The sequence below is a fragment of the Desulfobacterales bacterium genome, assembly GCA_034520365.1.
Classification (GTDB): Bacteria; Desulfobacterota; Desulfobacteria; order Desulfobacterales; family Desulfosalsimonadaceae; genus M55B175.
The window spans coordinates 439,624-454,068 of record JAXHNP010000003.1 but is presented as its reverse complement, the minus strand read 5'-3'; the positions used below and the strand labels follow the sequence as shown (position 1 = coordinate 454,068).

Here is a 14,445-nt window from a genome sequence, read left to right as displayed (position 1 = left end):
ATAGGTGTTGTGGTCTGTTAAATTTTTATAACCCAATACCCAATACCTAATATCCAAAACCCAATACCTACTTCTCCATAACCTCGTAGAGAATATCGCCCAAAAATTTCAATTCCATGCCCAGTTCATAGTGCTTGATGATGTCCTCAAGCCCGCCGTGACAGTTATGGCAGGGGGCGATTACAATTTCCGCTCCTTTTTTCTTGGCCTCGGCCAGCTGATCCGCCTTGACGCGGTTGCCGGTGACGCGCTTGTTCCGGAAAGGCGGCCCGCAGTTGATCACTCCGCCGCCTGCTGCACAGCAGAAATTGTGTTCCCGGTTGGGATGCATTTCGATAAATGTTTTGCAGGTTTCATTGATCACGTATCTGCCCATTTCGTGCAGTCCGCGGCCGCGGACGATATTGCAGGGGTCATGGAAGGTGACCGGCTGGGAAAGCTTGTTTTTGATACGGATTTTGCGGTCGCGCAGGAGTTCATAGTAGAACTCAATGGCGTGCACCACCGGAAGCGGGGCCATTTTCCATCCCAGAAAGCGGTTGCCCACGTCATGGACCGAGCGGAAGGCGTGCCCGCATTCGCCCATCACGATGCGCTTGTTTTTAAGCCGCATGGCGGTCTCGAAATGGACCTTCTTTAACCGGGCCACCATTTCCACATCCCCGGTATACATGCACATATCGCTGTTATCCCACCCGGGCGTGGCCGGCATGGTCCAGTCAGCACCGGACGCGTACATGATCACCGCCATCTGGTAGATGAGCTGCGCCCGGAATTTGGGCTCCGGCCCGATGACCGAATAGAATATATCCGCCCCTTCCTTTTCAATCGGAATCCGAAGATCCGGGAACTCATCCTGGGCCTCTTCTTCCTGCCACTGCAGGGTATCGATCCATTCGTCCTCTTTCACCCACATCTGATTGAGCGTTGCGGAATGGCTGTGGGCCGTATCCTGTATGTATTGCGGCACAACGCCCAGCTTATGGCAGATGCGCCGCATGAAAAGCATCATATAGGCCACATCGATGCCAAAGGGGCAGTACATGACGCAGCGGCGGCAGAGGTTGCATTCGGTGAAGCTGATTTCGCAAGCCTCTTTAATAAAATCGACCGATACCTTGCCCTTTTTTTTAACAATTTCACCGATGGTCTGTTTGACTTTACCCGCCGGCGAATAGATCGGGTTGTTATCGTTGGAGAGATAGTAATGGCAGGCTTCGCTGCACAGCCCGCAATGGGAACAGGTTTCGATATAGGCTTTAAGGCGGGCGCCCCCCTCGGCGGAGAGCATTTGCTGAACCACCTGGTGGACCTTTTCCTGGGTGAGCTGCGCGGCCCCCTCTTCAATGCCCTTGTCGTGAATTTTCTTTTTTTCTTCGAAGCTCTTTTCAGCCGGTGCTTTCATGCGGGCTGCTCCTCGTTTTATGAGTTTTACCAGTCTTTGGCATTTCTAACCCCCCCAAATTCAGAGCCGGCATATCCGCGGGTAAACGGAAAAAACAGCATATGGCTCAGCCGGGTAAACGGGATCATCACCAGTATGATTTCTCCGGACAGGATATGGAGTATTCCGGCGGCTACATGGCCGGGATACTGGTGGAATGACCAGAATCCGGTAATAAACGGGGCGGCCACGCCGGCAAGGATCAAAAAATCCGAATAGGTGGTCAAATAACGGACTTCCGGAAGGATCAGCCGGCGGCAGAAAAAGAATATGCAGGCCCCGATCACAGCCAGGGTCATCACATCCGCGGCCAGATTCGGGATATAAACCCAGTTTATCTGCCAGGCTTCATGGATCATGATAATATGGGCGAAGAGAAAAATCGGGACGACAAACAGGCAGATATGGAACACAAAGGCCACTAGGGTCATGACCGGATGCTTGCGCATGTTGACGCTGGCGAACGGCACGATCCAGTGGACAATGGAACGCAGGGCATAATAGATGCTCATATAGCTGAACACTACGGCATCCTTTTTAAGCGCCAGCCGGCCCATGGAAAACAGCCGGTAGAGGCTGCCCAAAATAAAAATGCCGAATGCCAGCCAGACCATCGGTCCGCTAATGATTTCATAGATGGCATGCATAGAAACGCCTCCGTTTATCCCAGGATTTCAGCTAATGACAGGACGGTTCGGGTATATTTGCCGTCATTGGCACCGGTTTCAATGCCCCGGATTAGGAGCTTGTCCCCTTCCGGGCTGAATACCGGGTTCCACAGGGTTTTATAATTCGTTTGAATCGGCCGGCCGTTGACCACCATCCGATAGATGCCGTTTTTTTGCGTCTTTGCGGCGACATTTCTGCCGTCCGGTGAAAATATCGGGGGCCAGGCCATATCATAGGTGTCATTCCAGGCGGTCCCGTCAACGGCAATCATCCATTTGCCGTCGGTCTTGCCGACACAGGCGGCGCGGCGGCCGTCCGGGCTTAACGCCGGATCGGTCACCAGGTCTTTAAAGGTCAGGTTCCAGGGCTTGTCATCTATGGCCAGCGTCCATCGCCCGAATTTGGAGGAAACGATGGCGGCAATCCGGCTGCCGTCAATGCTGTAGATATGGTGCCATAGCTGAAAGTATCGGTTTTTCCATATGATTTCGCCGTCTTGGGCAAGCGCCCAGCCGTCCGCCAGCCGGACCGGGGCGGTCACCGAGCCGTCGGTCGGGCTGAATACAGGCTCCCATACGGAGGCGTAATGCCTCTTCCACGGGATGCCGTCCACCACGATGGTGTAATCCTCAAGGCTTAACCGAACCTCCGCGGCCACGTGTTCTTCTTTGGCATCAAAGGCGATTTCCCAGGCATTTAAAAAATTCTGCGTCCAGGGCTGCCCGTTGACCGCCACCGTAAAGCAGCCTTTCTGAAATGCTGCGATATCAGCCTCATTGATCGGCTTTGTTTGAACGGTTGCCGCCGCGGAACGGCCGCTGGGGCTTGCCTTTAAATGGGATATGGTGTAAAAAGTGTTTTCCCAGGGGGTGTCATCGGTTACGGCAAAATAGGCAAAATCCTTCTGGGCGGAAACACTGATGTGGCCGTCAAAACGGCCGAACTTGGTGTCCCATACGAATTCGAACCAGTTTTCCCAGGGGGTTCCGGAAACAGCCACCGTCCACATGGCGGTATCCGACACCAGGGCGGCGGCCCGGTTATCCGGCCCGTAGCGCAGAAACCAGACTTTATCAAAGCTGCTTTCCCATGGGCTGCCGTTTTCGCATACGGAAAACGCCATTTCATCGACTTTTACAATGGCGGCGACGGATTCGCCGTCCGGGCTGGCATGCGGCTCTTCCACCCAGCCGTAGGTTTCCCGCCACTGATGGATATCCGAGATGACGCGTTTGCCTCTGTTCCAGTCCCAATCCCTGATATGGCTCATGAAAGGCTCCTATGGATAATCGTTGCCAAGTAAACCGATTATATCTAAGAAAAACCGGAATGCCAAAATCTTTTACTTAAATTTAGGTATAATTCTTATTGCCGCTCGTAAAATTTTTTAAACCCCGGGGTCATATGCTCGCCAATCTCCTTGTCCCGATCCCGGGTGAGGATAAGCGCCTCAATGCCCAGTTTTCGGGCAAATTGAAGGCCATCGGCCGTCCCCATTACCGTGATAGCCGTGGCCGCGCCGTCGATCAAAGCGTTTGAGTGTGATTTCTCTATCCCGATGGTGGTAACCCCCAGGACTTTTTCTGAAACCGGTTTCCCGGTTTTGGGGCTGAAAATGTGATAAAATTTGTGCCCCCGGATCACAATCGGCTGGCGATAATTGCCGCTGGTGGACACCCGGATGCCCCCCTCGTGGGCGATGATCCCCCAGACATCCTGCATATTTTGGGGATGCTGGATGCCGATGCGCCATGGATCTTCGTTATTTTTGCCGAATGCGGCGATTTCGCCGCCGAGTTGAACCAGGCCGCGGGAGACGCCGCTTTCTTTTAAGACGCTTCGTACCCGGTCAACCGCATACCCTTTGGCAATGCCGCCAAAGTCAAATCGGATGTCCGGATTATTAAGCCCTATATTGCCGCTTCGGCCGGTGTCTATAAGGACGTCTTCAAATCCGGTGTGCCCAAGGGCTTTAAGGATTTCCCGCTCTGACGGGATATTTTGCGTTTCCTCCGCATGCCGCCAGAGCTCTTTGATCGAAAGAAATGTGGGGTCGAAATGCCCCTGGCTTTTGATAAAAAGGTTTTTGGAGATTTTCAGCGCCTCATACATGTCCCCGGATACGCGGATGTTTCCGGAGCTGGCGGTCTGATTGATCGCTGCCACCTCGCTGTCCGGATCATAGGGGTTAAAAATTTTCCCGATGCGCTCGAATTCCTCCCAGCCCGTATTGATGATTTCCCGAACATTATTTTTATTCTTCGGGTGTTTGATCAGAATCCGGGCCGGGATATCAAAATAGATCGACTCCCGGCTTTCAAACCAGTTTTCGGAGATCTCCCGGACAGCCGGTATATCCTTTTTTCCCTGGCTCGCTGTCTTTTTAGAATGCTTGGTTTCAGCCGCTTTGGAAAAAGGAGCGCGATGAAGGACATAAAACAGGACGCCCAAACAGAGCACCATGGCCAAAAGGGCCAGCCGGTAAGTAATGATGAAGTTTCTAAAGGTTTTTACCATGGCATTCAAACTACAATTCTTTATCGTCCGCATCCGGTCCGGCAATACCGGTAAACCGGGTGTCTCCCACCCCGTCTGTCATTCGCAGGATATCATAGTATTTATAGATTCGCTTGATATAGCGAACCGGTTCCGTGCCCCGGGCATAGCCGTATCGAGTCTGCTGGTAATATTTGGGATACCGCAGAAGCGGCAGCACGGTCTCCATGGTTTTCCATGAAGTTGGCGGTAAATTCTGTTTTTGGGCGATCTTTTGGGCGTCCCGCACATGTCCGTAGCCGACATTATAGCTGGCCAGCGCAAATTTGATGCGCTCCGGCGGCGGAATTTTGTCAAAGCGCTGATACAGGACATGAAGGTATTTAATGCCCCCCCGGATATTGGCGCCGGGATCCAGGCGATCAGAAACCCCCATCTCATTTGCTGTGACCCCGGTGAGCTGCATTAAGCCGAGTGCGCCGGAATAGCTTTGGGCCTGCGGGTCGAAATGGGATTCCTGATAGATCTGGGCGGCAATCAGGCGCCAGTCAAAATTATATTTTTTCGAAACATTGACAATCGTGTCCTGGTATTTGGGCAGTCGTGTTTTCAGGCGGCGATGGAATTTTTTGATGTCCACGTAGTCAAAAATTTCAGTGCCCGCATAATAGCGGTTGTATATTTTGGCATACGTGCCGGTTTCTTTGATATGGTCAAAGAACGCATTGATTTTCTCAAGCAGCGCCCGGTCTCCGGTTTTGACGGCCCATCCCAGGGATTGTTTCTCGGAAATCGGAAAAGCCGGGTAAATGTCCGGATAGTATCGGCGGTTGAGCTGGATAATGTTGGAATCGGCCACGGTTAAGTCAATCTCCCGGTCCTGGACCTGCCTGAGGAATTCTTCGGTGGGAATATTCTCATGGAGTTTGATGGCCAGCGAAATCCCCCGCTCCTTTAGTGCGCGAAGACGCTCATGATAGGACGTATGGCTGCGGATATGGATGGTGCGGCCGTTTATGTCCGCCATTTCATCGATGCCGGAACTGCCTTTGCGCACCACCACCTGCTGCTGGACCGCCATATATTCCCGTGAGAAATCGACCCTGGCCTCCCGGTTCTCGGTCCGGGTCAGGCTTGAGGCAATAAAGTCGCCCTTATCGGATTTAAGGGCTGTAAACATGGCATTCCAGCCCGGGGTGATCACGTTTAGCTCCACCCCGATGTAATCCGCGAATGCCTTGGCCAGATCATATTCAAACCCCATGGACTCCTCCCGATAGATATAGTAGCCATGGGCGCTGTTATCAGTAATAACGGTGATTTCCCCGCGGTTTAGAATACGGGATAAAGAGCTATCTTTGGACGGGCACCCGGCAAGCGCCAGGAAAAGGAGAATGAACGCCAACCGGCCCAGTGAACGGGTGCGTATCATTTTAACGGGCATGTTCAATCGCGGGGCTTCGTCTGTTGCATCATTAAATTTACCTAATTATTCATAATTTATATCCCTTATGAAGTCAAGAACGGATCGCGTTCACGGCTAATTTGTTCTAACCGCAAAATCCATACCCCCGGTCCTGTTAACGCTAAGGTTGGGATTCGTTTTCTTCGCTATCGGGATCGAAATCGGGATCGAAATCGCTATCGGGATCGAAATCGATGCTGTAGACTTCCTGATCCTCTCGAACTTGGTATCCTCTTCCGCCGAGACGGCTGAGCATCGCGGCCATACGGTCGAGTTCATCCTTGCGGTTCCGGCTTTCCATCTTGTCCAGCGCCTTGCCGACAACCAGCACATCTTGAATTGCCGCGCACTCAAACGCGGAGCCACGAGCGATTTCGAAATAACGCCTTCGGTCGGCTTCCGCGGTCTTGCCATTACCTTCGGCGATATTGAGCGGTATCGACTGGCTGGCCCGAAGCCATTGATCCCGGGCGGGCCGATAAACTCCGTTCAGGCTGTCGGCCTTCTCGTAAACCCATGCAACGTAGCCTATTGAAAGGCGATAGACGTCCAGTTTTTCGCGTCCAAGGGGCATATTTTTTTCGATCCCGATCCCGATAGCGATTTCGATTTGGATACAGAACAAATTAGCCCTGGGATCGCGCTCTATGGCGGGCGCGCGCTATTTGCCTTGACAAGCGGTTTAAGCGGGATTTATGGTGCCTGTGGATTGACGCCGGAAAAAATTTCCGGGCGATGTTTCAGCAGTTTAGGGGCAAAGCCCCATTAAGGCATTACAACTATCTATCATGGGAAATTTCATTGCCATCATCGGCTATTCCGGTGCCGGGAAAACTACGCTTATCGAAAAGCTGGTGCCGGAATTGAAGCGCCGGGGGTATCGCGTCGGCACTGTCAAGCACACCCATCATCAACCGGAATTCGATAAAACCGGAAAAGACTCCTGGCGGCATTTTGGTGCCGGTGCAGATATTTCCATGATCTATTCAAAAGCCCTCCTTGCCATGTTCAAACGGTATCCGTCCTTTTCAGCCGAATCAGCGCCGGATCTTCAGTCGCTGGCTCCTTATTTTGCGGATGTCGATGTGGTGGTGGCAGAGGGGTTTAAAGCCGGCGATTGCCCTAAAATTGAAGTATATCGGGAGACTGGGGGGACAGCGCCGCTTTGCCAAAGCATTGGATCGGTGATTGCCGTGGTAACCGAGGCGGAAATTGATGCCCCGGTCAAACGCCTTGGGTTTGATCAGGTGGCTGAGCTGGCGGATGTGATTGAGCAGACCGTGTTATTAAAATAGGCGCAGAGTAATGCTGATTGAGCAGTTAAGGCAGCGATTTTTCGACTATGTGGACCGGTTTTATGTTAATGATGCGGCTGAAGATCAGCCGATTCAATTAAAACGGGACCATACCCGCCGGGTGTGCCGGAATGCCCGGATGCTTGCCAACAAGCTGGTGCTTTCAGAAAAAGACACCCGGCTTGCCGAGGTGATGGCGCTTTTCCATGATGTGGGCCGATTTAAGCAGTATCGGGTTTATCAGACTTTTAAAGATGCGGATTCAGAAAATCATGCGGCGTTAAGCGTCGCTGAAATTAATGCCAATGATTTTTTGGAAGGGCTCCCGGAAGCGGATCGCCGGTTGGTTTTAACAGCTATTGAGTTCCACAATGCGCTGGATATTCCTGACGGGCTGTCCGATCGGGAGCGCTTTTTCCTAAAACTTCTAAGAGATGCGGATAAACTGGATATCTGGAAAGTATTCGGGGAATACTACGAGAACGAAGCCAGGTCCGCTGCCGACAGCGTATCCCTCGGCCTGCCGGACAGTGCCCAATATTCGGCAAAAGCCCTGGCAGCCGTACGCGATCGAAAAATCGTTCGTATGCAGGAGATGAAAACCTTAAATGATTTTAAACTGCTGCAGATCTCCTGGGTTTATGATTTAAATTTTGTCCCTACCGTGGAAGCCATGCTGGAGAAGGGCTACATCAATCGCCTCTATGCGTTCCTGCCGCATACGCAAGAGATATCCGAAGCCTTTGAAAAAGTCTGCCAATACGCTGAGTCGGTCGTTTCAAACGGTTATTGATTTGACTCTCTGTTCAATAATTTGTATAATATTTTGAATTTGATATAAAAATTTAGATCCCTACAGTGATGGGCTCGTAAAAAAGATTTATGCCGCCGTGAAGGCATTTTATTGAAGACCGATGATAGAAATACCATGAAGAAATGGGGCTTAGCATACCTGCTGGCGCTTTCTGTGCTGATTGCGGCCGCCGGACCATTAATCGCCAATGAGGTCATTACCAGGCCGGATTCGGGGCGCCAAAGAAATCATGCGCCGGGTGATGCGCAGACCTTTATCAACTGGACCGATCATTTTATCCGCGCGACGGGGCGGGGCGAGGTCCAGGATTTTGGCGCGACCCACCACAAACCGTTCCAAACCCTGGCAAAGGCCCGGCAGAACGCCTACCGTCATCTTCTTGATGCTGGCAAGTCCATCCAACTGACCCCGAGATTGACAGTGGCCGAGGCATTAAAAGGAAACGATAAGCAGATGGCCGCGTTTGAAAACCTTTTAAAGACCGCACAAATTCATCAGACAGAGTTTCTGTCCACCGGCGCGGTGGAGATTACCCTGGAATTTCAGATAACCGGCGAATTTTCAGAAATGCTGCTTCCGGATACGATCACCCGGCTCGAAGCAATCGCATCCGGGAAATCCGAAGCTGTTGACAAAGCCTCTGAGTATACCGGGGTGGTTGTCGATGCCCGGGGACTGCCGGTGGTGCCGGCCATGTGCTTTCAGGTGCTGGATGAGGACGGCAAGGAGGTTTACGGGCCGGCCTATGCCGACCGCGAGAATGCGGTGGCTGCCGGCATGTGCCAGTATGTGTCAAATGTTGCCGATATCAGGGAAAATCCCCGGGTGGGCAGCCACCCTCTGGTGGTCAAAGGGATCAAGCTTCACCCGCCGGGCGCCTCAGATATTATGATCAGCGGAACTGATGCCGCCAGACTGCGCGGCTCGGTTGAGCATTTGGCATTTTTAAAAAAATGCCGGGTGGTTGTGGTGACGGATTAAAACTAAATCCCCCCCAACCCCCCTTTTTCAAAAGGGGGGGGCAAAAAAAGGGGACGAGCACGAGTACGAACAGAAAATTACCTTCTGCAAAAATACCGCCGTGGCGGAATCACGGTGAATTTGTTCTGGCGATAAAACCCATAACCATGGTGTTGTTCGCATGTAAGGTCGGCACGGTGGCCGACCCTACAAAATGTCGGCAATCGCGTAGGGCAGGCCACCGTGCCTGCCTGAAAAATAGATAGAACAAATTGCGAAGCCATCAAATTTAGGTTAAATCCCGGCCTTGGCCTTGATCTCCTCGGCCTTATTGGTGTGCTCCCAGGTGAAGTCCTCGTCGTGGCGGCCGAAGTGGCCGTACGCCGAAGTCTTTCTGTAGATGGGCCGCAGAAGATCCAGGTATTGGATAATGGCGCCCGGCCGCAGGTCAAATACTTCGTTTACGATGTCTGCGGCTTTTTCCTCGGGGATTTTTCCGGTGTTCAGAAAATCGATCAGGATCGAAACCGGTTCAGCCACCCCGATGGCATAGGCGAGCTGGACCTCGCATTTTCTGGCAAGCCCGGCGGCGACCAGGTTTTTGGCCACGTGCCGCGCCATGTAGGAGGCGCTGCGGTCCACCTTTGAGGGGTCCTTGCCGGAAAAGCACCCGCCGCCGTGGCTGCCCTGGCCCCCATAGGTATCGACGATGATTTTGCGGCCGGTAACCCCGCAGTCGCCCATGGGGCCGCCGATTTCAAACCGGCCGGTGGGGTTGATGAAATACCGGGTGTCCCCGTCAATCATATCCCTGGGGATAATTTTTTTGATGACCTCTTCAATCACGGCTTCCCGCACTTCTTCATAGCTCACGTCGCCCTTGTGCTGGGTTGAAACAACCACCGTGTCCACCCGTTTGGGAGCGCCCCCCTCGTATTCGATGGTCACCTGGGACTTGCCGTCCGGCCGCAGAAAATCCACGGAGCCGTGTTTTCTGACCTGGGCCAGCCGCTTGGTGAGTTTGTGGGCAAACATGATGGGCATGGGCATAAACTCAGGGGTTTCATCCGAGGCGAATCCGAACATAAGCCCCTGGTCGCCGGCGCCCTGTTCTTTAAAAAGGCCCTGGCCTTCGTTGACCCCCTGGGCAATATCCGGGGACTGCTGGTCAATGCTGGTAATCACCCCGCAGGTTTCCCAGTCAAATCCCATGCGGGAGGAGCTGTAGCCGATATCCCGGACGGTTTCCCGGACCACCTGGGGAAAATCCACGTAGCATTCCGTGGTAATTTCGCCGGCAATAAATACAAGCCCGGTGGTGACCAAAGTTTCGCAGGCCACGCGGCATTTTTTGTCCTGGGCCATGATCGCGTCAAGGATGGAATCGGATATGGCATCAGCCACCTTGTCCGGATGTCCCTCTGTGACGGATTCTGATGTGAATAATACACGATTTCCAGTCATAATTTTCTTCTCCTTTGATTAAATTTGAACTTCATGCATTCAAATTGAGTGGGTCTAACTTTCCTGAAGCGCAAAAGATCCCCAGCACATGCGCGTTCAAGCATACGGGTCGAGCAGGGTGTGGTCGATCAATCGAACATCGCCGACTTTTACCGCAAGGGCCATTAACACCCGGCGGTCAATCATCCGCACATCTTCCAGGGTTTGCGGGTCACTGATTTGAATATAGTCAATGGCTGTTTCGGGATATGCTTTAATGATCCCGGCGGCCGCATCGATCAGATTATCTGCACGGGTTTCGCCATTTCGCACTTGTTCCTGCATGGCCTGAAGGGTTTGGTTAAGGCTTAAGGCCGCTTTTCGATGTTCCGGGCTAAGCCGCGTGTTTCTGGAGCTCATGGCAAGCCCGTCCGTTTCCCTGACCGTTGGCAGGCCGCGGATATCGATGTTAAAATTTAAATCCCGGCCCATCTGCCGGATAACAGCCAGCTGCTGGTAATCCTTCTCCCCGAAAACGGCGATATGCGGCCGGATAATGTTAAACAGCTTGGCGACCACTGTCATGACTCCCCGAAAATGGTCGGGCCGGCTTAAGCCGCAGAGGTGATTCGGCAAATCCGTCTGATCGACATAAGTCTGAAATCCTTCGGGATATATCTCCTCAGCATCCGGCATAAACACGGCATCCACACCTGTTTCTGCCGCCAGCGCCAGATCCCGGTCCGTATCCCGGGGGTAGGTGGCATAGTCCTCGTTCGGACCGAACTGCGTCGGGTTGACAAAGAGGCTGACCACCAAGTCATCGGCCAGTTTGCGGCCTTCGCGCATTAAATCGAGATGGCCCTGATGGAAAAACCCCATGGTCGGGACCAGGGCGATGGTATGCCCTTTTTGCCGCAATTTTTCGGATCGGTCCGCAGCATCGGCTATGGTCCGGATGACGTCGATCGCAAACCCCCTTTTATTCTGTTAAGCTGTTCATCACCTGGCCGGTCACGGCTTTGGGGTAATAAAAGGTCGTTTTTCGCGGCATGGTATAGCCGGCCTCCGCGATCTGGCGGACCTGTTCGTTGGAAGGGGGGTTTAGAATAAATGCCATTTTTGCATCCCCGTTATCCACCGCCTCAATTGCTTCGGCTGCGCTGCTGGTATAGCTGAGCAGGGTTTCGTCATCTAAGTCCTTATGATCAAATTCAAGCAGTTCGGTCAACACAATGCGCGTTAACACCGTGACATCCAGTTCGCGTAAGGGCTCCGGAATTTCCGCCTCAAACTTCTGCTTCATCACATCAGGCTTCAGGGTGAACGTGTAGAATTCGGCATATCCTTCTATATAGCCGCCGATGACGTGTTTATCCGGGTCGGATTTCATTTCGCCAAGCATCTGGGACCGGGCCGTCTCCTGATCCTCACGGTCCTTATCAAAGGCGAAGCGCTTAACCGTAAAATAAGGCTCTGCCTTTTGCACAAAAGTGTTGCGTTCGGCGGCGGAAACATCGGTTAAAAGGCGGTGGGTGGGAAGGATAATCAGTCCCGGGTCCTCAATCGAGCAAAGATACATCATGATAAAATTGGCCGGATGGTCCGGCCCGAAATCCGGGGTCTGCTCGGCCAGCCAGTCCCGAAAGGAAAGCGCGGTTTCGTAGCGGTGATGGCCGTCCGCGATGAACAGCCGGCGCTCTTTTATGCTCTCAGTCACCGATGCCTGGACTTTTTCATCCGTGATGCGCCACATTTGATGATGATGGCCGGCATCGTCTGAGAACGCAACTTCCGGCGGCGCATCGGCAATCGCGGATTTCAGCCGCCCCATAATATTGTCTTTGTCCGTGTAAATGGAGAAGATATGGCTGAAATTGGCGTGGCAGGCCTTCATCAGTTCCAGGCGTTCGGATTTGATTTTGGAGTAAGTCTCCTCATGCGGCAGGATGACGCCGTTTTCAAAAGGCTCCAGCCGAACCCGGGCAATCAGACCGTAGCGGGTAAACGTCTGGCCGTTGATGCTAAATTCGACTGAGGTGAGATAGAAGCAGGGCGATTCATCTTTGACCAGTATGCCCTCAGACAGCCAGTTTTTGTAATATTCCGCCGCCCTGGTATAAGGATTGTCCTGATCGTCGTCATTTGCCGATGGTTTGCCCTTGTCTAAGCGGATGACATTGTTGGGATGGCGCTCATAATACATGTCCTGCTCTTCTTCGGAGATGACATCATAGGGCGGTGTGGCCACTTTGGCCAGATCGCCGATCTTGTCAATGTTGTACCGGATGCCCCGGAACGGAAAAATATCTGCCATAAATTCAACCTGTTTGTTTGAGTTTGGGTTTTATTTTTTTGATTTCCCTGAACATTGGTATATATATTAAGAATAATTATTTTGAAACAAAAATGTATCAGGCCATATGTTAAATATAATTGTTTCCAGTCACATTAACAGCAGACGGTCGAAAATTCCGACTGCCATGTTGGGTTCGCACCCCAACCCGGTTTAAGCAGTGCAGATCTGTTGGTCCGGACCTATACTTACCTTTATTAAAAGAATCATCGTCGGAAAGTTATAAAAATTTTTTAATCTATTGAATTTTATAGAAAATTTTATTAATATAAAAGCTATAAAGTTTTCTAAAATTGGTCGGGTTCGCGAATAGAGACAATTAATATAACTTAAAGGCCCTTGTCAAGTATATTTTGATTGTTACAAGCCCGTGAATATTCTGTTGTATACAGGTGATTCGGAAAAAGAGGTTGACAATCATAAAATTTTAAATTAATATATTCAATTTATTATACAGTTGAATTAGAAAAAACATTTCGCAAATATAGGTTAAATATTAAAATTTATTAGACAAATTTACTGGTGCGAAAAACGTAAGTCAGGCACAAGCCTGATCTTTTGATTCATTAATCATAGGGCTTAAACAGCTTATAGGCCAAATAAAGGAGGCATGCATGAGCAATCAGGAATATTCCGAAACCGTAAAAGTTACAAAAGATTACTACGATAGTGAGGATGCCCATACTTTCTACTATACTATATGGGGGGGAGAGGACCTTCATTTGGGATTTTATGAAACCGGCGATGAGTCCGTATATGAGGCAAGTCGTAAAACTATAGATCATATGGCTTCCCGCTCGAAGTTTTTGAACCAGAAGGCCAGGGTGATCGATCTGGGGGGCGGGTTCTCCGGCTCGGCCCGGTATCTGGCAAAAAATTATGGCTGGGAAGTGGTGGTTTTAAATTTGAGTGAAACGGAAAACACCCGTGGCCGCCAGATGAATAAGGAGCAGGGGCTAGATCATTTGATTACGGTCATTGACGGCAGCTTTGACACCATTGCGTATCCGGATGAATCCTTTGACATTGTATGGTCCCAGGATGCCATTCTTCATAGCGACAACCGGCAGAAAGTCCTTGATGAGGCCAAGCGGGTATTAAAATCCGGCGGGGAAATGATTTTTACCGACCCTATGCAGACGGATGACTGCCCCGAGGATGTGCTGCAGCCCATCTATGACCGCATCCATCTGACCAGTCTGGGTTCGCCCGGTTTTTACCAGGAGTATGCCAAGAAGATCGGTTTTGAGGTCGTCGGCTTTGAAAACCTCTCCCCGCATCTAACCAAAAGCTATGCCCGGATTCTCAAGGAGCTGGAAAAACGGGAAGGCGAAGTCAAGGGCAAGATCAGTCAGGAATATATCGAGAATATGAAAAAAGGCCTGCGCCATTGGGTGGATGGCGGCAATAAGGGGTATTTGGCCTGGGGCGTGTTTCATTTCCGCAAATCGTAAAAGCGAAAGATTCCAAGCTGAGCGCATGTAAGCGTATGGCTTTTGCAGC

The 14,445-nt window shown here is 51.5% G+C and carries 13 protein-coding genes; 4 read left to right on the top strand and 9 right to left on the bottom strand.

The features are described 5' to 3' along the window. Positions 1–67: 67 nt before the first annotated feature. From U5L07_05385 to U5L07_05360, 6 genes are all read right to left on the bottom strand, one after another. Entirely contained in the window at positions 68–1,405 is a 1,338-nt protein-coding gene (locus tag U5L07_05385; GenBank protein MDZ7831162.1) for a (Fe-S)-binding protein, read from the bottom strand. Between the two features lie 26 nt (positions 1,406–1,431). After that, entirely contained in the window at positions 1,432–2,091 is a 660-nt protein-coding gene (locus tag U5L07_05380; GenBank protein ID MDZ7831161.1) for a nitrate reductase, read from the bottom strand. Positions 2,092–2,105: 14 nt separating this feature from the next. After that, on the bottom strand, positions 2,106–3,383 hold the full coding sequence (locus U5L07_05375) for a WD40 repeat domain-containing protein (GenBank protein ID MDZ7831160.1): 1,278 nt from the start codon (positions 3,381–3,383) through the stop codon (positions 2,106–2,108). A 95-nt stretch (positions 3,384–3,478) separates the two neighbouring features. Beyond that, positions 3,479–4,630 (bottom strand): FAD:protein FMN transferase, encoded by a 1,152-nt coding sequence (locus U5L07_05370; GenBank protein MDZ7831159.1) that lies wholly within the window; start codon positions 4,628–4,630, stop codon positions 3,479–3,481. 10 nt (positions 4,631–4,640) lie between these two features. Further along, complete coding sequence (gene mltF / locus U5L07_05365; protein ID MDZ7831158.1) at positions 4,641–6,041, bottom strand: membrane-bound lytic murein transglycosylase MltF; 1,401 nt, start codon at positions 6,039–6,041, stop codon at positions 4,641–4,643. Between the two features lie 154 nt (positions 6,042–6,195). After that, positions 6,196–6,699: a four helix bundle protein gene (locus U5L07_05360; GenBank protein MDZ7831157.1), complete on the bottom strand. Its 504-nt coding sequence runs from the start codon at positions 6,697–6,699 to the stop codon at positions 6,196–6,198. A gap of 163 nt (positions 6,700–6,862) precedes the next feature. Here U5L07_05360 and mobB point away from each other — a divergent pair, with 163 nt between their 5' ends. The 3 genes from mobB (at position 6,863) to U5L07_05345 (ending at position 9,164) form a co-directional block, all read left to right on the top strand. Next, positions 6,863–7,369 carry a molybdopterin-guanine dinucleotide biosynthesis protein B gene (gene mobB / locus U5L07_05355; protein ID MDZ7831156.1) on the top strand — a complete coding sequence of 169 codons (507 nt, stop codon included), beginning with the start codon at positions 6,863–6,865 and terminating at the stop codon, positions 7,367–7,369. A gap of 10 nt (positions 7,370–7,379) precedes the next feature. Beyond that, positions 7,380–8,162, top strand: coding sequence for an HD domain-containing protein (locus U5L07_05350; protein MDZ7831155.1), 783 nt, complete (start codon positions 7,380–7,382; stop codon positions 8,160–8,162). A gap of 111 nt (positions 8,163–8,273) precedes the next feature. Beyond that, positions 8,274–9,164, top strand: coding sequence for a hypothetical protein (locus U5L07_05345; GenBank protein ID MDZ7831154.1), 891 nt, complete (start codon positions 8,274–8,276; stop codon positions 9,162–9,164). Between the two features lie 273 nt (positions 9,165–9,437). Here the strand turns inward: U5L07_05345 and metK are convergent, their stop codons facing one another. The 3 genes from metK to U5L07_05330 form a co-directional block, all read right to left on the bottom strand. Next, the gene (gene metK / locus U5L07_05340; GenBank protein MDZ7831153.1) at positions 9,438–10,607 is read right to left on the bottom strand and encodes a methionine adenosyltransferase; all 1,170 of its coding nucleotides are present in this window, start codon (positions 10,605–10,607) and stop codon (positions 9,438–9,440) included. Between the two features lie 96 nt (positions 10,608–10,703). Then, complete coding sequence (gene panC / locus U5L07_05335; GenBank protein ID MDZ7831152.1) at positions 10,704–11,546, bottom strand: pantoate--beta-alanine ligase; 843 nt, start codon at positions 11,544–11,546, stop codon at positions 10,704–10,706. A gap of 22 nt (positions 11,547–11,568) precedes the next feature. After that, positions 11,569–12,903, bottom strand: coding sequence for a DUF1015 domain-containing protein (locus tag U5L07_05330; GenBank protein ID MDZ7831151.1), 1,335 nt, complete (start codon positions 12,901–12,903; stop codon positions 11,569–11,571). A gap of 653 nt (positions 12,904–13,556) precedes the next feature. On the opposite strand from U5L07_05330, the gene U5L07_05325 reads away from it, so the two are divergent. After that, positions 13,557–14,396: a methyltransferase domain-containing protein gene (locus U5L07_05325; GenBank protein ID MDZ7831150.1), complete on the top strand. Its 840-nt coding sequence runs from the start codon at positions 13,557–13,559 to the stop codon at positions 14,394–14,396. Positions 14,397–14,445: the final 49 nt, after the last annotated feature.

Coding starts and splice junctions, on each gene's coding strand:
- U5L07_05385 (MDZ7831162.1), bottom strand. CDS start 1,405: ATGAAAGCACCGGCTGAAAAGAGCTTCGAAGAAAAAAAGAAAATTCAC.
- U5L07_05380 (MDZ7831161.1), bottom strand. CDS start 2,091: ATGCATGCCATCTATGAAATCATTAGCGGACCGATGGTCTGGCTGGCA.
- U5L07_05375 (MDZ7831160.1), bottom strand. CDS start 3,383: ATGAGCCATATCAGGGATTGGGACTGGAACAGAGGCAAACGCGTCATC.
- U5L07_05370 (MDZ7831159.1), bottom strand. CDS start 4,630: ATGGTAAAAACCTTTAGAAACTTCATCATTACTTACCGGCTGGCCCTT.
- mltF (MDZ7831158.1), bottom strand. CDS start 6,041: ATGATACGCACCCGTTCACTGGGCCGGTTGGCGTTCATTCTCCTTTTC.
- mobB (MDZ7831156.1), top strand. CDS start 6,863: ATGGGAAATTTCATTGCCATCATCGGCTATTCCGGTGCCGGGAAAACT.
- U5L07_05350 (MDZ7831155.1), top strand. CDS start 7,380: ATGCTGATTGAGCAGTTAAGGCAGCGATTTTTCGACTATGTGGACCGG.
- metK (MDZ7831153.1), bottom strand. CDS start 10,607: ATGACTGGAAATCGTGTATTATTCACATCAGAATCCGTCACAGAGGGA.
- U5L07_05330 (MDZ7831151.1), bottom strand. CDS start 12,903: ATGGCAGATATTTTTCCGTTCCGGGGCATCCGGTACAACATTGACAAG.
- U5L07_05325 (MDZ7831150.1), top strand. CDS start 13,557: ATGAGCAATCAGGAATATTCCGAAACCGTAAAAGTTACAAAAGATTAC.